Source organism: Paenarthrobacter sp. R1, from assembly GCF_030264015.1.
GTDB lineage: Bacteria > Actinomycetota > Actinomycetes > Actinomycetales > Micrococcaceae > Arthrobacter > Arthrobacter ureafaciens.
Window position 1 is genome coordinate 4,521,254 of sequence record NZ_CP127115.1, and the last position, 20,574, is coordinate 4,541,827.

At 64.7% G+C, this 20,574-nt stretch carries 17 protein-coding genes; 12 read left to right on the top strand and 5 right to left on the bottom strand.

Features of this window, described 5'->3' with window-relative positions; all coding sequences use genetic code 11:
- Positions 1 to 11 precede the first annotated feature (11 nt).
- Complete coding sequence (locus tag QN084_RS21475; protein WP_285750750.1) at positions 12 to 926, top strand: PaaX family transcriptional regulator; 915 nt, start codon at positions 12 to 14, stop codon at positions 924 to 926.
- A 94-nt stretch (positions 927 to 1,020) separates the two neighbouring features.
- On the opposite strand, the gene QN084_RS21480 is transcribed toward QN084_RS21475, so the two are convergent.
- Positions 1,021 to 1,419 (bottom strand): RidA family protein, encoded by a 399-nt coding sequence (locus tag QN084_RS21480; RefSeq protein WP_021472237.1) that lies wholly within the window; start codon positions 1,417 to 1,419, stop codon positions 1,021 to 1,023.
- 142 nt (positions 1,420 to 1,561) lie between these two features.
- Between QN084_RS21480 and QN084_RS21485 the strand changes: the two genes are divergently transcribed.
- The 11 genes from QN084_RS21485 to QN084_RS21535 all read left to right on the top strand — a co-directional run bounded on the left by QN084_RS21485 (position 1,562) and on the right by QN084_RS21535 (position 16,254).
- Positions 1,562 to 2,398 carry a fumarylacetoacetate hydrolase family protein gene (locus tag QN084_RS21485; protein WP_021472238.1) on the top strand — a complete coding sequence of 279 codons (837 nt, stop codon included), beginning with the start codon at positions 1,562 to 1,564 and terminating at the stop codon, positions 2,396 to 2,398.
- Between the two features lie 53 nt (positions 2,399 to 2,451).
- Positions 2,452 to 2,934 carry a cupin domain-containing protein gene (locus QN084_RS21490; protein ID WP_062096795.1) on the top strand — a complete coding sequence of 161 codons (483 nt, stop codon included), beginning with the start codon at positions 2,452 to 2,454 and terminating at the stop codon, positions 2,932 to 2,934.
- 2 nt (positions 2,935 to 2,936) lie between these two features.
- On the top strand, positions 2,937 to 3,809 hold the full coding sequence (locus tag QN084_RS21495; protein WP_021472240.1) for an acyl-CoA thioesterase: 873 nt from the start codon (positions 2,937 to 2,939) through the stop codon (positions 3,807 to 3,809).
- Between the two features lie 57 nt (positions 3,810 to 3,866).
- A complete protein-coding gene (locus tag QN084_RS21500) occupies positions 3,867 to 5,567 on the top strand; it encodes an AMP-binding protein (RefSeq protein WP_069696501.1) in 1,701 nt (566 codons plus the stop codon).
- 14 nt (positions 5,568 to 5,581) lie between these two features.
- Positions 5,582 to 7,972 (top strand): bifunctional salicylyl-CoA 5-hydroxylase/oxidoreductase, encoded by a 2,391-nt coding sequence (locus QN084_RS21505; RefSeq protein WP_069696502.1) that lies wholly within the window; start codon positions 5,582 to 5,584, stop codon positions 7,970 to 7,972.
- Between the two features lie 2 nt (positions 7,973 to 7,974).
- The gene (locus QN084_RS21510; protein ID WP_285750752.1) at positions 7,975 to 9,333 is read left to right on the top strand and encodes an MFS transporter; all 1,359 of its coding nucleotides are present in this window, start codon (positions 7,975 to 7,977) and stop codon (positions 9,331 to 9,333) included.
- A complete protein-coding gene (locus QN084_RS21515) occupies positions 9,323 to 9,781 on the top strand; it encodes an acyl-CoA thioesterase (protein ID WP_225740031.1) in 459 nt (152 codons plus the stop codon). The genes QN084_RS21510 and QN084_RS21515 overlap by 11 nt, the downstream gene beginning before the upstream one ends.
- 240 nt (positions 9,782 to 10,021) lie before the next feature.
- Positions 10,022 to 12,424: a phosphoenolpyruvate synthase gene (gene ppsA / locus QN084_RS21520; RefSeq protein ID WP_062096800.1), complete on the top strand. Its 2,403-nt coding sequence runs from the start codon at positions 10,022 to 10,024 to the stop codon at positions 12,422 to 12,424.
- Positions 12,425 to 13,267, top strand: a complete 843-nt coding sequence (locus QN084_RS21525; protein ID WP_021474581.1) for a pyruvate, water dikinase regulatory protein — start codon at positions 12,425 to 12,427, stop codon at positions 13,265 to 13,267. It begins immediately after the preceding gene.
- A gap of 158 nt (positions 13,268 to 13,425) precedes the next feature.
- Entirely contained in the window at positions 13,426 to 15,648 is a 2,223-nt protein-coding gene (locus QN084_RS21530) for a catalase (protein ID WP_069696504.1), read from the top strand.
- Between the two features lie 129 nt (positions 15,649 to 15,777).
- Positions 15,778 to 16,254: a pyridoxamine 5'-phosphate oxidase family protein gene (locus tag QN084_RS21535; protein ID WP_069696904.1), complete on the top strand. Its 477-nt coding sequence runs from the start codon at positions 15,778 to 15,780 to the stop codon at positions 16,252 to 16,254.
- A gap of 47 nt (positions 16,255 to 16,301) precedes the next feature.
- On the opposite strand, the gene QN084_RS21540 is transcribed toward QN084_RS21535, so the two are convergent.
- The 4 genes from QN084_RS21540 to hpaE all read right to left on the bottom strand — a co-directional run bounded on the left by QN084_RS21540 (position 16,302) and on the right by hpaE (position 20,573).
- Complete coding sequence (locus tag QN084_RS21540) at positions 16,302 to 17,075, bottom strand: HpcH/HpaI aldolase family protein (protein WP_083262082.1); 774 nt, start codon at positions 17,073 to 17,075, stop codon at positions 16,302 to 16,304.
- Positions 17,060 to 17,845, bottom strand: a complete 786-nt coding sequence (gene hpaH / locus QN084_RS21545) for a 2-oxo-hept-4-ene-1,7-dioate hydratase (RefSeq protein WP_062096802.1) — start codon at positions 17,843 to 17,845, stop codon at positions 17,060 to 17,062. The genes QN084_RS21540 and hpaH overlap by 16 nt, the downstream gene beginning before the upstream one ends.
- Before the next feature lie 2 nt (positions 17,846 to 17,847).
- A complete protein-coding gene (gene hpaD, locus QN084_RS21550) occupies positions 17,848 to 18,939 on the bottom strand; it encodes a 3,4-dihydroxyphenylacetate 2,3-dioxygenase (RefSeq protein WP_021474576.1) in 1,092 nt (363 codons plus the stop codon).
- Between the two features lie 104 nt (positions 18,940 to 19,043).
- Complete coding sequence (gene hpaE, locus QN084_RS21555) at positions 19,044 to 20,573, bottom strand: 5-carboxymethyl-2-hydroxymuconate semialdehyde dehydrogenase (protein WP_069696506.1); 1,530 nt, start codon at positions 20,571 to 20,573, stop codon at positions 19,044 to 19,046.
- Between the last annotated feature and the right edge of the window lies 1 nt (position 20,574).

The following is a 20,574-nucleotide window of genomic DNA, read 5'->3' on the forward strand; positions in this document are numbered from 1 at the left end:
GAAATATGCTGGTGAGGACCACGGCCCCAACAGAATCGAAAGCTACTCCGGTGATTGAGGTTCCCGCACCTGCGCTGCCCCAGCAGCAGCTCATCCTGACCATTTATGGTCTCTACGGGCGCCGCGCAGGCGGGCAACTGCCAATCTCAGTCCTGATCCAGATGCTGGGCGACCTCGGCCATGACGCACCTGCGGTCCGTTCTGCTGTTTCCCGCCTCAAGGCCAAGGGCGTGCTGGCCAGCGTCAAGGGCGGGGGATTGGCCCGTTACGAGCTGTCGGACGCGTCCCTGAAGCTGATCAGCGAAGGCGACGAGCGCATCTTCGCGCCAGCCCGGGCCAATCCCGGCGCACCGTGGGTCCTGGCCATATTCTCCGTCCCGGAGTCGAAACGGGAACGGCGCCACCAATTGCGTGCGGAGCTCACCAGGCTCGGTTTTGGCTCCATGGGAGCCGGAGTGTGGATTGCTCCTTCCGGGGTGCGCGAAAGCGCGCAGCAGCGCCTCGAGGCCCGCGGGCTGGACAAGTATGTGGAGTTCTTCACCGGTGACTACTCCTCGGAATCGGACATGAGGGCCAAGGTGGCCCAATGGTGGGATCTTGAGGCCTTGGGCAGTCAGATTTCGCAGTTCATGGACACCTTTGGCGGTTCGCTGGAGGAATGGACCGCGCTGGTGGGCGAGGATCCCGGAGCGGCGTTCGGTGCGTCGTCGCCGGAGCTGCGCCGGAGTGCCTTCCGTTACTACGTGCCTATGCTCACCTTGTGGCGGCGGTTGCCCTACCGGGATCCCGGGCTTCCCCTTGAGTACCTGCCGGTTGGATGGCAGGGTCCCGAGGCGCGCAGGATCTTCTTCGGTGTTCACCGCCTGATCGGGCCGATGGCCGAGAGCTACGCGATGTCCCTCGTGGAAGAAGCCGAAGCGGCCTGAATAACGACAAAGAGGAACCGGTAAGCCGTAGGGCTTGCCGGATCCTCTTTGTAGTGCGGGATCTTCCGTCGTGCCGGACCTTCCGTACAGTGCCTCAGCGGTCGGCGATGACGGCGATGGCCTGGATCTCGATCATGGCTTCTTTCTGCCAAAGGCGCGTGACGCCGATGCCTGCCATGGCAGGGTACTGCGAGCCGGCCATTTCCCGCCAAATGCGCCCGATCTCCCGGCCATTGGCCATGTAGTCGTCCACGTCCGTGAGGTAGATGGTGACGTTGACCAGGTCCTCGGGCTGTCCTCCGGCTTCCCGCAGGGTGGTGAGGACGTTCGAAAACGCCTGGGTGAACTGTTCGACGATGCCGCCGGGGACGATGTTCATGTCCTTGTCCAGGGCGGTCTGGCCGCCCAGGAAGACGGCGTTCCCGGCGAGAATGCCGTGGGCGAAGCCCGATGGTTTGGGCAATGACTCCGGATTGATGGTCTTGTGCGCCATGCTGTTCCTCCTCGTTGTGGCAGCCGCAAAAAATTCTGAAAAGCCCCTGTGCAGATCAATTCCGCCGTGCTACGTTGAGCATATGTGACGATCGTAAAAAAGTCGACACATCAAGTCTCGAAACCCCGAAGGGACACATTCCATGAAACTTGCCACCCTGCGAACCTCCGGCGGACGTACGACGGCGGCACTCGCTACGGGCGACGACACCTACGTGGCGCTTCCGGCCAGTGACGTCGGTGCATTCCTTGGCCTCGAAAACTGGCGGGCCCTAGCGGAATCCGCGGAAGGGGAAGCCCTGACGGCACCCGATTTCGCAGCGCTGCTTCCCCATGCCGGCAAGGTGATCTGCTGCGGACTGAACTATGGCGACCACATCCGGGAGATGGGCCGGGAGCTTCCCGAGTACCCCACGCTCTTCGCCAAGTACGCGGACACGCTCCTGGGTGCAAACGACGCCGTGGAGATCCGCGGCAGCGGCCGCGTCGACTGGGAAGCCGAGCTCGCCGTCGTCGTCGGTTCGGAGCTGTACCAGGCCGACGTTGACCAGGCACGCGAAGCGATCGCCGGGTACACGGTGGCCAACGACGTGTCCATGCGCGATTGGCAGAGCCGGACGCTGCAGTGGTTCCAAGGCAAGGCCTGGGACGCCACCACTCCCGTGGGGCCCGTGATGGTCACCCCGGACGAGGCCGGCGAAGAATTCCAGGTCCGCGGGTACGTCAACGGAGAGCTGGTGCAGGACGGCAACACCCGGACGCTCGTCTTCAGTCCCGCGCAGCTGCTGTCCTACATTTCCCAATTCACCGTCCTGCGCCCCGGCGACCTCGTCCTCACCGGGACACCCGGGGGAGTGGGCATGGGCATGAACCCGCCGCGCTTCCTGCAGGACGGGGACATCCTGGTCACCGAAATCGGCGGGATCGGACGGCTGGAGAACACCTTCCGCATCCACGCGCCCGTCCCTGCGACAGCGTGAACCCCAACAGCCTGAACCCCAGAAGCTTGTAAAAAACCCAGAAGGAGAACTCCATGAGCCAGGCCACCACCGACTACCGCCTCGAAGGCGACAACTCCATCTACGCCCAGGCAGACGGCAAGGTAGTTCCTGTCGTCACCCGTGCGGGAGAAGAGGACACCAACACGGCCCAGTCCGGTGACTGCATCCGTGTTTCGGGCGTCAGCATCCAGCACACCCCGGCAACCAAGATCTGGTTCGGCCAGGTGTCCAACGTTCCCGGTTACCGTTCCCTCCCGCACCACCACGGCGAAGCGGAAACTGGCGGCTACGTCCTCCGCGGCCACGGCCGGATCTACTTCGGCGAAAACTACTCAGAGTTCATCGACATGAAGGCCGGCGACTGGGTCTTCGTGCCGCCGTTCATGCCCCACGTGGAGGCGAACATGTCTGTCACCGAGGAACTCGTGTGGCTGACCGCCCGCACTCCGGAAAACCTCGTGGTCAACCTCGACGACGTCCCGGACGAGACCCTCGCCGACTACCGCCGGGCATAGCCATGATCACGGGAACCCTGACGTCGGAAACCTTCCTCCGCGCCGTAGACCTCACCGCTACGGACGCGCAGGTATTCGATGAAGCCTACGAGGCAACCACCCAGTACGTGCCGTGGCCCAAAGCCTATGGCGGGGACATGGTTGCCCAGGCCGCAGCAGCGATGATGCGCTCGGTGGACGCTGACCGGCAGCTGCATTCCATGCACAGCTACTTCATGCGGCCCGTGGATATCGGTTCCACTGTCCGGTACGAGGTGGAACGGCTGCGGGACGGCCGCGGTTACTCCACCCGAACCGTGCGGGGTTTCCAGAACGGCAAGCCGGTCTATGCCGCCATGGGATCCTTCCAGGTCCCCGAAGACGGACCCGGGTTCCAGCCCGAGGCGCCTGCCGCCGTCGAGCCTGAATCGCTGCGCACAGCCGAAGATGCGCTGGCAGGCGTGGACAGCAAGGCAGCCGAGTACTGGGCAACCGGGCGCAGCTTCGACATGCGGCACATTCCCGGTCCGCTGTACGTCCAGCTGGAAGGCGGCACCGCTCCGCAGCAAGCGATCTGGGTGAAGGCGTTCGATGCCTTGCCCGACGACCCGAACCTCCAGCGCACCGCCCTCGCGTACGTCTGCGACTACACCATCCTGGAACCGCTTCTCCGGGTCAACGGCCTCAACTGGTCCAGCCCCGGACTCGCCACCGCCAGCCTTGACCACTCCATGTGGTTCCACCGCGACGGACGCGTGGACGACTGGGTGCTCTACGCCCAGGAAGCCGTCTCCGGCCAAAGCAACCGCGGCCTGGCGATGGGCAGGTTCTTCGACCGCCAAGGGCGGCTCCTGGCCACCGTCGCCCAGGAAGGCATGATCCGCGCAGGCGCGTAGTCAGCCCCCGGCACCACCAACCCAAGCCCCAACGACGCACCACTGAAAGGAACGGCCATGAGCATGTTGCCATCGGCCCACGTGGACACGTTCACCCGCGACCACCTGCCGTCCGCCGATACCTGGCCGGCGTTCGAATTCACCCTCCCCGAACTGAACTACCCGGACCGGCTCAACGCCGCGGCCGTACTGATCGACGACGCCGTCGCCCGGTACGGTGCCGCGCGGCCGGCGCTCCGTACCCCCGACGGCGAAGTCTGGACCTACGGCGAGCTGCAGACCCACGCCAACCAAGTGGCCCAGGTGCTCACGGAGGAGCTCGGTGTGGTCCCCGGCAACCGGGTGCTCCTGCGCGGACCCAACAACCCGTGGATCGTCGCGGCCTGGCTCGGCGTCTTGAAGGCCGGCGCCGTGGTGGTCACCACCATGCCCATGCTGCGCTCCACCGAGGTGGCCACGATTATCGGGCTCACCAAACCGGTGGTCGCCATCTCCGATCACCGGTTCGTGGACGAACTCGCGGTCGCGGCAGGGGAGGACGTCACCATCCTGACCTACGGTGCTGACACGGAAACGCACGACGACGGCGACCTCACCTCCCGCTGCTTGCGCAAGAGCGGGGAGTTCACCGCGGTGGACACCGCCTCGGACGACGTTGCCCTGCTGGGACCGACGTCCGGCACCACGGGCGTGCCCAAGGTGACCATGCATTTCCACCGGGACATCCTGGCCAACGCGGACACCTTCGCCCGGTACATCCTGGAGCCCACCGAGGATGACGTGTTCGCCGGCTCGCCTCCGCTGGCCTTCACTTTCGGCCTCGGCGGACTCGTGGTCTTCCCGCTGCGGTTCGGCGCGTCGGCCCTGCTGACCGAGAAAGCCGGGCCCGTCGAACTGGCCGAGCGCGCAGCAGAAGCCGGCGCCACCGTCCTGTTCACCGCCCCCACCGCGTACCGTGCCATCCTCAAGGAGAACCGCGGCGACCTTCTGAAGAACCTCCGGGTTGCCGTCTCCGCGGGGGAGCACCTGTCCAAGGAAACCTGGGAAGCCGTCCACGAGGCCACCGGCCTGCGGCTGGTCAACGGAATCGGCGCCACGGAAATGCTGCACGTTTTCATCTCCGCGGCCGGGGACGATATCCGCCCCGGCACCACGGGCAAAGCCGTGCCCGGCTACCGGGCCACCATCCTGGACCAAGAGGGCAATGAACTTGGCCCCGGCCAGACCGGTCGCCTTGGCATCATCGGCCCCACGGGTTGCCGGTACCTGGACGATCCCCGGCAGCTGAACTACGTGGTCAACGGCTGGAACGTCACGGGGGATACGTTCTCCATGGACGACGACGGGTACTTCACCTACCAGGCGCGCTCGGACAACATGATCGTCTCCTCCGGGTACAACATCGGCGGCCCCGAGGTTGAAGCAGCCATTGACCAGCACCCCGACGTTGTGGAGAACGCAGTCATCGGCATCCCGGATGAGCAACGGGGCAGCATCGTCTGCGCGTTCGTTGTGCTGCGTGAAGGCGTCACCGGCGACGCCGGCAAGCGCAAGGAAATCCAGGACTTCGTCAAGCGCACCATCGCCCCTTACAAGTACCCGCGCGACGTCCGGTTCGTGACCGAACTCCCGCGGAACCCCAGCGGAAAACTGCAGCACTTCAAGTTGCGCGATCGCGTCCGTGCAGAGGACGGCTCAGGGGTTTCCACCGCGGGGAACACCCAACAACTCACCGCCGCAGGCCAGAGCCAGGCGTAGAAGGAGCAAACACCATGAAGATCGCAATCGTCGGAGGCGGCCCGGGCGGCCTGTACTTCGCAGCACTGATGAAGCAGCTGGATCCGTCCCACGACATCACCCTCTGGGAACGGAACGCCGCGTCCGACACCTTCGGCTTCGGCGTCGTATTTTCCGATGAAACCCTGGGCGGAATCGGCAACGCCGACCCCGTCGTGGCCGAGTACATGAGCCGCCGGTTCGCCCGCTGGTCCGACATCGACATCCACTTCCGCGGCGAGATGATCACCGTCGGCGGCCAGGGTTTTGCCGCCATGAGCCGCAAGGAACTGTTGGAACTGCTCCAGCGCCGCTGCATCGAACTCGACGTCGACGTCCGCTTCAGCACCATGGCCCCTGCCATCGAGGAACTCGAAGCCAACTACGACCTGGTCCTGGCCGCCGATGGCGTTAACTCCCAGATCCGCGCCAAGTACGCCGACGCGTTCGGCCCGGACCTGGACCCCCGCACCAACAAATACATGTGGCTCGGAACGGACCAAGTGTTTGAAGCCTTCAAGTTCTTCGTGAAGGAGACCGAGTGGGGCGTCATGCAGATCCACGGGTACCCGTACTCCGACGAAGGCTCCACGTTCATTGTCGAGATGCATGAGGACGTCTGGCACGCCGCGGGCTTCGATGAGACCGCCAACGAAGTCTTCCCTCCGGGTGTTTCCGATGAGAAGGCCATCGCCAAGATCCGTGAGATCTTCGCCGAGGAACTCGCCGGCTACGAGGTCCTTTCCAACAACTCCAAGTGGCTGAACTTCAACACCGTCCGCAACCAGAGCTGGCGCAAGGGCAACGTGGTCCTGGTGGGCGACGCCGCCCACACGGCGCACTTCTCCATTGGCTCCGGCACCAAGCTGGCCATGGAGGACTCCCTTGCCCTGGCTGCCTGCCTCCACGAGCACCCCACGGTGGCAGAGGCACTGGAGGCCTACGAAACCGAGCGGCGTCCCGTGGTCGCTTCCACGCAGCGTGCCGCGCAGGCTTCGCTGGAGTGGTTCGAACGCATCGGCCAGTACAAGGACCAGGACCCGACGCAGTTCGCCTTCAACCTGCTCACCCGCAGCCGGCGCATCACCCAGGAAAACCTGCGCCTGCGCGATCCTGAGTTTGCCGACGCCGTGGACCGCAACTTCGCAGAGTCCCAAGGGCTCACCGACGTCGCCCCTGCCATGTTCCAGCCGTTCCGTATTGGCGAATTGGAACTGAAGAACCGCATCGTCGTCTCCCCGATGGACATGTACTCCGCCACGGACGGCATCCCCGGCGACTTCCACAAGGTCCACCTCGGCTCCAAGGCCCTGGGCGGCGCCGGACTGGTCATGACGGAAATGGTGTGCGTCTCCGAAACCGGCCGCATCACCCCGGGCTGCAGCGGCCTCTACACCGACGAACAGAAGGACAGCTGGAAGGAAATCGTCGACTTCGTCCACGCCCGCTCCACCGCCAAAATCGGCGCCCAGCTGGGACACTCCGGCCGCAAGGGCTCCACCAAGCTCATGTGGGAGGGCATCGACCAGCCGCTCGAGTCCGGCAACTGGACCGCCGTCGGGCCTTCCGCCCTGCCGTACGGCCCCGACAACCAGACCCCGGTGGAACTGGACCGTGCCGGGATGGACGCCATCAAGGCCGAGTTCGTCGCTGCCACGCAGCGGGCCGACGAAGCCGGCTTCGACCTCCTGGAGATCCACGCAGCCCACGGCTACCTGCTCTCCTCCTTCCTGTCGCCCGTTTCCAACCAGCGCACCGACGAATACGGCGGCAGCCTGGAAAACCGGCTGCGGTTCCCCCTGGAAGTGTTCGACGCCGTCCGCGCCGCGTGGCCGGCAAGCAAACCTCTGACGGTGCGCATCTCCGCCACGGACTGGATCGACGGCGGCAACACCTCCGACGACTCACTGCAGATCGCGAAGGCTTTCGTAGAGCACGGAGCCGCCGGCCTTGACGTCTCCACCGGCCAGGTGGCCAAGGAAGAAAAGCCCGCGTTCGGACGCAGCTACCAGACCCCGTTCGCCGACCGTATCCGGCAGGAAGTCGCCGCTCCGGCAGGCGTGGCAGTGATCGCCGTCGGCGCCATCTCCAGCTACGACGACGTGAACTCGATCCTGCTTGCGGGCCGCGCCGACCTCATCGCCCTTGGCCGCACGCACCTGTACGATCCCCAATGGACCCTGCACGCAGCAGCCGAGCAGGAATACCAAGGCCCCGGCGCCCAGTGGATTCCGCAATTCCGCGCCGGACGCCGCAAGCCACCGAGCTCACGCACCGATGCCGTACGTCCCCGCCTATCCCTCTTGAAGGAGCCCGATGCCCAAGAAACCACCAGCCACCTCCGCTGGACGCCCGCTTCCGCTGCAGCATCGGTCCTGGTGAAGTAGCCATGGCCGCCGCACCCGTCAACACCTGGAACGTGCCCAAGCGCACCACAGGCGTAGTGCTCTTCTGCTGCTGGCTGGCGATCCTCGCCGAAGGCTACGACGTCGGCGTGCTGGGAGCTGTCCTCCCGGCACTGGCCGAATACAAGGAATGGAACCTTTCCCCGCTGGCATTGGGCGGCTTGGGTTCCTACGCCCTGATCGGCATGCTGATCGGCGCCTTGTTCATCGGCACGCTGAGCGATCTGGTGGGCCGCAAGAAAATGCTGCTCGCCTCCATGATCATCTTCACCGTCACCCAGGCAGGTGCCGCCTGGGCACCGACTCCGGAACTCTTCGGGTTCTTCCGCCTGGTCGGCGGGCTCGGCATGGGTGGCGTGATTCCCGTTGCCGCGGCCTTGACCATCGAATACTCGGCGCCCAACAAGCGCTCTTACAACTATGGCCTCATGTACTCGGGCTACTCGCTGGGGATCGTGGCCGCTGCGCTTGCCGCGCTCCTGGTCCTCCCCATGGGTGGTTGGCGGATGGTCATCGCGATCGGCGCTGCCCCTGTGGTGCTGCTGCCGGTGATCTGGAAGTTCCTGCCGGAATCGCTGGAGTACTTGGAGTCGAAGGGTCGCGGATCCGAGGCAAAGGCCTTGGCCGCCAAGCTGGGCATCACTGATTACAAGCCGGTCGTCCCGGTGGCACCCACTGCCGCGCAAGCTGCGGATCCGTGGTGGAAGACGATCACCGCCATGTTCTCCATGCGGTACCTCCGCTCCACGGTGTTCTTCTGGATTTCGCTGTTCTGTGGCCTGCTTTTGGTCTACGGCCTGAACACCTGGCTTCCGAGCATCATGAAGAAGGCCGGCTATGACCTCGGTTCCTCCCTGACCTTCCTCCTGGTCTTCAGCCTCGCCTCGGCAATCGGCGGCCTGCTCCTGGGCCGGGCTGCGGACAAGTACGGCAAGAAGCTGATCCTGGTGGTCTTCTACATCCTCGGCGGCCTGGGCATCATGCTCCTGGTGTTCCCCAACACCATGGTGGTGAACCTGCTGTTCGTGGCCTTCGCCGGCATAGGCTCCATCTCCACGTCGCTGGTCCTCACCGGTTACATCGCCGACTACTACCCGGCGAAGGTCCGCGGTACGGCCACGGGGTGGGCCCTCAGCTTCGCCCGCCTCGGTGCCATCTCCGGACCATTGATCGGTGGCTGGATTGCCGGGTCGAAACTTCCCTTCGAAGCCAACTTCGCCATCTTCGCAGGTATTGCGGTCCTGGCGGCGGTCGCTGTCGCACTGATTCCTAAGCCGCAGCCGGAGCAGCCCGTGGCCGCAGAGGACCCGGACGGCCGAAATGCCGCAATCGGTGCCCGATAACGCGCGCCTGGTCCGCGAAGACACGTACGTGGACGGGGGACCGGAGGCAAAGGTAGAGCGCATGGTCGAATGGGTGGACACCGATGCCTCCGGCCACCAACACAATTCGGCAATCCTGCGCTGGGTGGAGTCCGCAGAGGCTGAGCTGTTCCGGAATCTTGACCTCCCGGACTACTTTCCCAGCGCACCCCGGGTCCAACAGGTCATCAACTACAAAGCGAAACTGTGGTTCGGGCAGCGCGTGACCGCAACAGTGCGGATCGCGGCCCTGGGCCGGACCTCCATGACCATGGAGTTCGAAGTCCGTGGCCATTCCGCCGGGGCGGCAAGGGACGCGGGGGAGGTTGCCGCCTTCGGCTCCGTCACCACCGCCCACGTCCCGCCCGGCGCCACGTCGGCCCAACCCTGGCCGGAACACTTCGTTGCTGCGGTCAGGGCCGGAGCGTAACAATTCCGGGAAGCAATACCGGCAAAAAGCCCGACGTCGGCACCCCACCCCGGGTGCCGACGTCGGGCTTTTCCCCTTTACCCGGCAGGCCCCCGACGCAACAAGTCATGTCCGATTCATGACGTGTGCGTTAAGTTGCGCTGATCACATGAGTTTGCTTCCGGGGGCCTGGTCCCCACAGTCTTGCATCACCCTATTTTTCAGCGCTTGTCAGCGCGTGCCCAACGAAGGACACCATTTATGACTGACGTTCTCTGGTTTTCTGATCTTGGCTTGTCCGACCTTGACCAGGTTGGCGGCAAAAATGCTTCCCTCGGCGAAATGGTTCGCAACCTCGCCTCGGCGGGAGTAAAAGTTCCGGACGGTTTTGCCACGACGGCGGACGCTTACCGGCGTTTCCTCAGCGAATCCGGCCTGGATGCCAGGATCGAGGCCATCATTGCGGGGCTGGACAGCGGCGACGTGGCCGCTTTGGCCCGCGTTGGCCAGCAGATCCGTGACTTGATCCGTGAAACACCGTTCCCGGCCGGTTTCGAAGAGGAAATCCGCGCCGCATACCACCGCCTGACCGCAGAGCATGGCGACGATGTGTCCTGGGCTGTGCGCTCGTCCGCCACGGCCGAAGACCTTCCCGATGCTTCCTTTGCCGGCCAGCAGGAAACCTTCCTTAATATCCGGGGCATTGAGAACATCCTAGTTGCCATCAAGGATGTTTTCGCTTCGCTGTACAACGACCGCGCGATTGCCTACCGCGTCCACCACGGGTTCACCCACTCGGAAGTGGCGTTGTCGGCCGGCGTGCAGCGTATGGTCCGTTCGGACGTCGGGGCATCCGGCGTGATGTTCACCATGGACACCGAGTCGGGCTTCAATGACGCCGTGTTCGTTACCTCGTCGTACGGACTTGGCGAAGCCGTGGTGCAGGGCGCCGTGAACCCGGATGAGTTCTATGTGTACAAGCCTGCCCTTGCTGCGGGCCGGCCGGCCGTGCTGAAGCGCGGCCTGGGTGACAAGGCCATCCAGATGGTCTACACCGAATCCCGCGAGGTTGGCAGGACAGTGGACTTCATACCCGTTCAACCGGACCTGCGGAGCAAGTTCAGCCTGAATGACGCCGAAGTTGAGCAGTTGGCCCGGCACGCCATGGCCATCGAGGCGCACTACGGCCGGCCCATGGACATCGAGTGGGGCAAGGACGGCGTGGACGGTGAGCTCTACATCCTGCAGGCCCGCCCGGAAACGGTGGAGTCCCGCAAAGCGGCCGGTTCCGTCTCCCGTTACACCCTCGCCGAGCGTTCCACCGTGCTGGTGGAAGGCCGCGCCATTGGCCAGCGGATCGGTGCAGGGCAGGTGCGCGTCCTGTCCTCCATCGACCAGATGGCTTCCTTCCAGGAGGGCGATGTCCTGGTGGCGAACATGACCGACCCTGACTGGGAACCGATCATGAAGAAAGCCGCCGCGATCGTCACGGACCGTGGCGGGCGCACGTGCCACGCCGCCATCATCGCCCGCGAACTGGGCATCCCCGCCGTCGTTGGAACCGGGTACGCATCCCAGATCCTCAAGGACGGAACGCCGGTGACGGTGTCCTGCGCCGAAGGTGAAGCCGGCCTGGTGTACGAGGGGCTGCTCGAGTACACCCTCCAGGAAACGTCCCTGGAGACCATGCCCGAGGCACCGGTGAAGATCATGATGAACGTCGGCACCCCGGAGCAGGCGTTCAGCTTCGCCAGGCTCCCGCACCATGGAGTGGGCCTGGCCCGGTTGGAATTCATCATCAACCGCCAGATCGGCATCCACCCCAACGCCCTGCTGGCCGTTGCCGGCGACATTCCGCGCCCGGCGTCCCTGGACGATTTCACCGTCAGGCAGATCCGCGAGAAGATCGCGGCCTACGACGGACCGCGGGACTACTACGTGCGTCGCCTTGCCGAAGGCATCTCCACGATTGCCGCCGCGTTCGCGCCGGAAACGGTGATCATCCGGCTCTCGGACTTCAAGTCCAACGAGTACGCCAACCTGATCGGCGGCCCGGCGTTCGAACCCGAGGAAGAGAACCCGATGATCGGGTACCGGGGCGCTTCCCGGTACTTGTCGGAGTCGTTCCGGCAGGCGTTCGAGCTTGAGTGCGAGGCCCTCAAGTACGTGCGGAACCAGATGGGCCTGAGCAACATCAAGCTCATGGTTCCGTTCGTGCGGACCCTGGACGAAGCCCGCGGCGTCATCGACCTGCTGGCGGAGAACGGCCTGCGCCGCGGCGAGAACGGGCTGGAGATCGTGATGATGTGCGAACTTCCCGCCAACGCGCTGCTGGCCGATGAGTTCCTGGAGTACTTCGACGGGTTCTCCATCGGTTCCAACGACCTCACCCAGCTCACCCTGGGCCTGGACCGCGACTCAGCCCTGGTGGCCGATGGCTTCGATGAGCGGAACCCCGCTGTCACCAAGCTTCTGGAAATGGCCATCAGCGCCTGCCGGGCCAAGGGGCGGTACGTGGGCATCTGCGGCCAGGGTCCCAGCGACCACCCGGACTTCGCGGAGTGGCTGCTGGCGCAGGGAATCAGTTCGATCTCCCTGAACCCTGACGCCGTCACGGAAACGTGGCTGCGCTTGGCACGCACGGGTAACCGCGCGGCGCTGTAGATGACGGATACGCATGCCGTGGGGGCGGGCTCCGCGCCCGCTCCCACGGTGTTCTTTCTCTCCGACAGCACCGGCATCACCGCCGAGACCCTCGGTAATACGCTGTTGACGCAGTTCCCGGCGCACCGCTTGGAACGCCGCACCATCCCGTTCATCACCACGGTTGAACAGGCCCGCGCGGTGGTCCACGGCATCAACCGGGTGGCGGCTTCGGGCACCCGGCCGCTGGTTTTCTCGACGACGGTCAATCCGGAGGTGCGTGCTGTCCTCGCCCAGAGCGCAGGCCGCTTCTTCGACCTCTTCGACGCGCACATCGGCCAATTGGAAGACGCGTTGGGCACTGCCGCCAGCGGCGCTCCCGGGCAAGCGCACGGCGTCGGGGACGCTGTTCGCTACCAGTCCCGCATGGCCGCGGTCGAGTACGCGATAGAGCACGACGACGGCCAGTCCCTGCGGGCGCTGGAGCGTGCCGAGCTGATCCTCATAGCGCCTTCGCGCTGCGGCAAGACCCCCACCACCATGTATCTGGCATTGCAGCACGGCATCCTCGCGGCGAACTTCCCCCTGGTGGAGGAAGACTTCGACACGATGTCGTTGCCCAAACCGTTGCTGGCGTTCGCGGACAAGTGCTTTGGCCTCACCTCCCAACCCGTGCGGCTGAGCCAGATCCGCCAGGAGCGCCGCCCCGGCAGCAACTATGCCTCGCTGCAGCAATGCAGTTTTGAACTCCGGAACGCAGAGGACATGTACCGGGCGAACAACATCCCGTACGTGAACTCGGCCACGATGTCGGTGGAGGAAATCTCGGCCACGGTGCTCCAGCGGATGCAGCTTCATCACTGATCTGTCGGGGAGCTGATTTGCGGAGCTGACCGGCCACCAAGGCCGCTCCGCGCCGCGTGGCTCCGTTGCGGTGCCGGCAGGGGGCCTCTAGGGTAGTAAGGAAGCTTAGCTTTTTTGCTGGGCTGCCGGCTTTGCCACAAACCCAAGGAGAACCCATCGTGCCAAACGAAGACAACGTCCGGATTCCCGGCGCTCCGTCAAGTGAGCCCGCAAGCGTGGAAGAGCCAACCGGTCCCCGTGAACCATTGCCGCCCAAGCCCGACCAGCAGGCGCCCGAGGCTGTCTCGCCCACGGGTAGCCCCACAGGTGCGCCGGCAAACGCCCGGGCCCAGTCCGGCCAATACCTGACAACTGCCCAGGGGCTGAGGCTCGCCGACACGGACCACTCACTCAAAGCGGGTTCACGCGGGCCCACCCTGCTGCAGGACCACCACCTGCGAGAAAAAATCACGCACTTCGACCACGAACGGATCCCGGAGCGCGTAGTCCATGCCCGTGGAGCCGGCGCACACGGCGTCTTCCGTTCCTACGGGACGGCATCGAAGGTGACCAAGGCCGGCTTCCTGGCAGCCGACGTCGAAACGCCGGTCTTTGTGCGGTTTTCCACCGTACTGGGTTCACGGGGTTCGGCGGATACTGTCCGCGACACCCGCGGATTCTCGACGAAGTTCTATACGGATGAGGGCACGTACGACCTCGTAGGCAACAACATCCCCGTTTTCTTCATCCAGGACGGCATCAAGTTCCCGGACATCGTGCATGCTGCCAAGCCCCACCCGGACCGGGAGATCCCGCAGGCCCAGAGTGCCCATGACACCTTCTGGGACTTCGTTTCACTGCACACCGAGGCGCAGGCCCACACCTTGTGGAACATGTCCGACCGCGGCATTCCGCGGTCCTACCGGACCATGGAGGGATTTGGTGTCCACACCTTCCGGCTGGTGAACGCAGACGGCGAAACCACGCTGGTCAAGTTCCACTGGAAGCCCAAGCAAGGTGTCCATTCACTGGTCTGGGAGGAAGCCCAGATCATTAACGGCATGGACCCCGACTTCCATCGCCGGGATCTGGCCGACGCCATTGAGGCGGGTGCGTATCCCCAGTGGGAATTGGGTATCCAGGCATTCCCGGATACCGAAGACCAGATGTTCGAGGGCATCGACCTCCTGGACCCCACCAAGTTCGTCCCGGAGGAACTCGCCCCGGTCCAGCCAATCGGCCTGATGACCCTGAACGCCAATCCCACCAACTACTTTGCCGAGACGGAGCAGATCGCCTTCCACCCGGGACACCTGGTGCCCGGAATCGATGTGACGAATGATCCGCTGCTCCAAGTGCGGCTCTTCTCCTACCTGGACACCCAGATCTCCAGACTGGGTGGGCCGAACTTCGCGCAACTTCCCATCAACCGGCCGCACGCTCCGGTCAACGACATGCTCCGTGACGGGATGCACCAGACGGCGGTCCACTCCGGCGTGGCTCCCTACCACCCGAACTCACTTGATGGCGGATGCCCGTTCATGGCGGGGCAGGACGTCGGTGCGTTCGTGGAGGTTCCCGAAGAAATCGCTGAGGCCATCAAGGAGCGCCGCAACCCTGCATCCTTCGATGACCACTACAGCCAGGCCCGGTTGTTCTTCCGGAGCATGACACCGGTGGAGCAGGACCACATCATCCAGGCCTACACTTTCGAGCTCGGCAAATGCTATGAAGCTGCTGTCCGGGAGCGGCAGTTGATGGCGTTGGCCAACATCGACGCCGGACTGTGCGAGGCCGTCGCCAAAGGCCTTGGCATGCCGGTTCCCGGCGCCACGGTGGATGTCCCCGACTCCGAGCCCAGCCCGGCGCTGTCCCAGTTGGGCGGCACATGGCCCGTCGCAGGCCGCGTAGTGGGGATTGTGGCCGACGCAGGCAGCGATCTTTCGCTGGTCGCTGCGGCCCGTGAAGCGCTGGAATCAGAGGGCATCGTACCGTTGCTTGTTGCGCCGGTGGGTGGCCACCTCCGAGCGGACGACGGTCCTGCCTTGACGGTCCAGCGGACCTATCTGACGGCGCGGTCCACCGAGTTCGACGCCCTCGTCCTGGTAGGCGGGGCTTCGCCGGCTCCGGACGCCATGCCCGGTCGGGACGCCAAGGCGGGGGAGCCCGGAGCCACGGTGGACCCCCGCGTCGTGCTTATGGCCTCGGAAGCCTTCCGCCACGGCAAGGCAATCGGTGCGTGGGGTTCAGGAGCCTCCTGCCTCGATGCTGCGGGCATACCCCAGGACGCTCCGGGGATCGTGGCCGGGGATGATCCGGGCGCTGTGATCCCTGCCCTCCAGGAGCTCCTGTCCACGCACAGGGCCTGGGAGCGGTTCCCGGCTGCGGGAACGTCAGCTTAGCGTCGCCTGCTTCCAGGGGACTCACGACGGCGGGTGGTTGCCATATCGGTGACCATCCGCCGTCGGCGTTAGGTGAATCGCGACGTCAAACCCTACTCAGTCCGGAATTCAAGCACTAGGCTCAACGCCATGGAGAACACTGCTTCAGTACAAGACACCAAAGAGCTCAGCGTCCATGACTGCTGGAAGTATCTGCAATCCACATCGGTCTGCAGGATCGGCCTTGTCATCGATGGAAACCCGGAGATCTTCCCCCTTAACTTCGTCTCCAATTACGGAACGATCATTTTCCGCATCGGGGAAGGCACCAAGGAGGCCGCTCTACGGGGCGGGTCGCGCGTGGCACTTGAGGCAGACGGTTTCAACAGCTACGGAACCATTGCCTGGAGCGTGATCGTCAAGGGCAATGCCGAGTTCGTTTCGGACCCGTACGAGATCCAGGAAGCCGTGGACTCGGGACTTTCCCCGTGGCAACCAGGCAGCAAGGACATCCTGGTGAGGGTGACGCCGTCGGACATCAGCGGCCGCAGGTTCGTCATCAACCCGCCCAGCCAGTGGCGGCCGAATGTTGATCCGGAGACCTTGCCGGAGGAACAGCGATCCTAGGTGCATCCGGTCCGGGGGCGGGGCATGCGCCCCGCCACCGGCGGCTGCTAGCGGATGAACTTCTCCGCAAACCCCTCCGAAGCCCGGGCCAGGACCGAGACGTCGGCGCCTACCAGCACGAACGAGGCGCCGGCGTCGAGGTAGGACCTGGCTGTTGCTTCGTTGAAGGCGTTTACGCCGGCCGGTTTGCCCGCCGCTTTGGCGGCTTCAAGGCAATGCTCGACGACGGCCCTTACCAAGGGATTCTCCTGCTGGCCCAGCAGGCCCATTGAGGCGGCGAGGTCGGAGGGGCCAAGGAAGATTCCGTCCACCCCATCCACGGCGAGGATTTCTTCGACGGCCGATGCTGCCGCCTCGGATTCGATCTGGACCGTCAGGCTGATGCTGTCCGAAGCAGTGGCGAGGTAGTCCGGGATGCGGTTCCAGCGCGCCGAGCGTGCCAGTGCGGACCCGACGCCCCGGACCCCGTGCGGCGGGTAACGGACGGCGACCACCGCGGCGGCAGCTTCGAAAGCGGAGTTGACCATGGGAATCATGAGATTCTGCACGCCAAGGTCCAGATATTGCTTGATCACCACGGTGTCGTTGACGGGAGGGCGGACCATGACCTGGATCGGGTAGCCGCTGGTGGCGTGGAGCTGGGCGAGGATTGATTCGAGGCCGTTGGGGCTGTGTTCGGCGTCTATCAGGAGCCAGTCCAGGCCGGAGCCGGCGCAGATTTCGGCCACCAACGGGCTGCCGGAGCATACCCACATTCCCACCAGGGGGCGGTCCGATTCCCGGAGGACTGTGTAGAACCGGGGGTCTAGCTGAAGTGGCATGTCACAACTCCCAAGGGTCCGTAGTCGGCGTGGACGGTATCGCCTTTGTATACCCACAGGGGGCGGGTGAAGGAGCCGGCGAGGATGATGTCGCCGGCTTTCATGGAGTCGCCGTGGGCGGCGATCTTGTTGGCCAGCCAATGGACCCCGTTGGCCGGGTGGTCCAGGACGCCGGCTGCCACTCCGGTTTCTTCCACGGTCTGGTTCTTGTAGAGGATGGCCGAGACCCAGCGCAGGTCGACGGCGTCGGGCTTCACGGGGCGCCCGCCGATCACCATGGCGCCCATGGCAGCGTTGTCCGAGATCGTGTCCACGATGGTCCGGCCCTCCATTTCTATCCTGGAGTCCAGGATCTCCAGGGCAGGAACCACGTAGTCTGTGGCGTTGAGGACATCGAAGATGGTGCAGCCGGGTCCCTTGAGGCCGTCCTTGAGCACGAACGCAAGTTCCACCTCCACCCGCGGGTGGGTGTACCGGTCCCACTCCACGGAGCAGCCGGTTTCGAAGACCATGTCATCGAAGATCGCTCCGTAGTCCGGTTCGGTGATGCCGGTGGCGGCCTGCATGGCCTTGGACGTGAGGCCGATCTTTCGCCCCACCAGCGTGCGGCCGGCTTCTTCGTTACGTTGCCGCCACAGCTTCTGCACGGCGTAGGAATCTTCAACCGTCATCTCCGGATAGCGCGCGGTCAGGCGTGGGACCGGTTTGCGGTTCCTGCCCGCCTCGACGAGCTCGTCGGCAATGGCTTCGATTGTCCGGGCATCCAACATCCTCAGACCTGCGCTCCCAGTTTGAATCCTTCGGCTCCGGTGGCCTCGTCGGGGCGGGTGTAGGAGAAACCATCGGCCCCAACCGTGACTGCCATTTCAGACTTCTCTTCACGTTCAATGACCGGCTGGGGGTTGCCGTCGAGGTCCAGGACCAGGGAGGCCTCGGTGTACCAGGACGGGACCACGGGGTTGCCCCACCAGTCACGGCGCTGGTTGTCGTGGACGTCCCAGGTGACGGTGGGGTTGTCCGGGTCGCCGGTGTAGTAGTCCTGGGTGTAGATCTCCACCCGGTGGCCGTCCGGGTCCAGGATGTAGAGGTAGAAGGCGTTGGAGACGCCGTGGCGTCCGGGGCCGCGTTCGATGCGGTCGCTGATGCGCAGGGCACCCATTTTGTCGCAGATCTGGATGATGTTGTGTTTCTCGTGGGTGGAGAACGCGATGTGGTGCAGGCGGGGTCCGTTGCCACCGGTCAGGGCGGTGTCATGCACAGTCTGCTTGCGGTGCATCCACGCGGCGTACGTGACGCCGTCGGAATCCTTGATGTCTTCCGAGACCCGGAAGCCCAGGTCCTCGAGGTACTTGCGGCCGCGCGGAACATCCGGGGTGACCTGGTTGAAGTGGTCCAGGCGGACCAGTTCGCCCGCGGAGTACAGATCGTAGCGCTGGGTGAGGCGTTCAACGTGGTCAACCTCGAAGAAGAACTCGTACGGGAAGCCCAGCGGATCCTCCACGCGGACGGAATCGCCCACGCCCTTGGTGAAGCCTTCCTTGCGCCGTTCCACCCGGCAGCCGAGTTCACGGTAGTAGGCCTCGGCGGCATCCACCTCGGCGGGGGACTTCACCCGGTAGGCGAACGCGGCCGCCGCGGCCACCGGGCCCTTCCGCAGGACGAGGTTGTGGTGGATGAATTCCTCGAAGGAACGGAGGTAGATGGTGTTCTCGTCTTCCTCGGTGACGTGCAGGCCAAGGAGATCCACGTAGAACGCCCGCGACTTTTCCAGGTCCGTGACCACGAGTTCGAGGTAGGCGCAGCGGACGATGTCCGGAGCCGGAACGGTCGGGGTGGGGATGGGGCCGGTGAAGGGAGTAGTCATGATGGTCTTTCTTCGTCGAAAGGATGGTTGTGGGTACCCAACTGGGTCGCATTTGTGCGCGCTTTGAGGGCTGAAAACGCGCTCTATTGCGACCTGGTTGGGTGCTAGGCGCCGGACTTGGGCGTGTCGCCGAATTTGGGGGTGTGGACGGAGCCGAGGGTGATGTGCACGGCTTGCTGGTCGGTGTAGAAGTCGATCGAGCGGTAGCCGCCCTCGTGGCCCAGGCCGGAGGCTTTGACGCCGCCGAACGGGGTGCGCAGGTCGCGGACGTTGTGGCTGTTGAGCCACACCATGCCGGCCTCGACGTTTTGGGAGAAGTTGTGCGCCCGGGTCAGGTTCTGGGTCCAGATGTAGGCGGCCAGGCCGTACTTGGTGTTGTTCGCCAGGGCGAGGGCTTCGTCGTCGTTCTCGAACGGGGTGATGGCCACGACGGGACCGAAGATTTCCTCCTGGAAGATCCGCGCGTCAGGTGCGACGTCGGCAAACACGGTGGGTGCGATGTAGTTGCCTTCGGGCAGGTGGTCGGGTCGGCCGCCGCCAGCCAGGAGCCGGCCTTCGGACTTGCCGATCTCCACGTACGATGCAACCTTCCGGTAGTGCTCGGGGTGGACCAGTGCCCCGACCTGGGTCGTGGGATCGTGGGGATCGCCCACCACGATGTTCTTGGCCCGGGCGGCGTACTTTTCACAGAATTCGTCGTAGATGGCGCGTTCCACCAGGATGCGGGAGCCGGCGGTGCAGCGTTCGCCGTTGAGCGAGAACACGCCGAACAGGGCCGAATCGATCGCGGCGTCCAGGTCGGCGTCGGCGAAGACGACGCACGGGGACTTGCCGCCGAGTTCCATGGACAGGCCCTTGAGGTTCTCTGCAGCGTTGCGGAAGATCGTCTGGCCGGTGGTGGTCTCGCCGGTAAAGGAGATCAGCGGAACGTCCGGGTGCTTCACCAACGCATCACCGGCTTCCTCACCCAGGCCGTTGACCAGGTTGAACACGCCATCGGGCAGGCCGGCGTCCTTGAAAATCTGCGCCCACAAGGACGCCGAGAGCGGCGTGAACTCTGCTGGCTTCAGGACCATGGTGTTGCCGGTGGCCAAGGCCGGAGCGAGCTTCCACGACTCGAGCATGAACGGGGTATTCCACGGCGTGATCAGGCCGGCCACACCGATCGGCTTGCGGTTGACGTAGTTGATCTGCGAGCCGGGGACCTTCATCGCGTCGTCGAACTGGGCCACGATCAGGTCCGCGAAGAAGCGGAAGTTCTCCGCCGCCCGGAGTGCCTGGCCCTTGGCCTGGGTGATCGGCAGGCCGGTATCGAACGTCTCGAGCTCGGCGAGGCGCGCTTCCTGCGCCTCGACGGCGTCGGCGATCTTGTTCAGCACCCGGGCACGCTCGCGGGGCTTCATCTTCGGCCAGGGACCGTTGACGAACGCTTCGCGCGCTGCGGCGACGGCGAGGTCGATGTCTTCATTCTGGCCCGCGGCGGCGGTGGCGTAGTTCTGGTTGGACACCGGGTCCAGCACGTCGAAGGTCTTCCCGGAGACGGAGTCAACGAACTCGCCGTTGATGTAGTGCTGGATATGGGTGGGCAGGTCCTCGGGAACGTAGTGCTTGGTGGTTTCGGTGGAGGTCGTCATC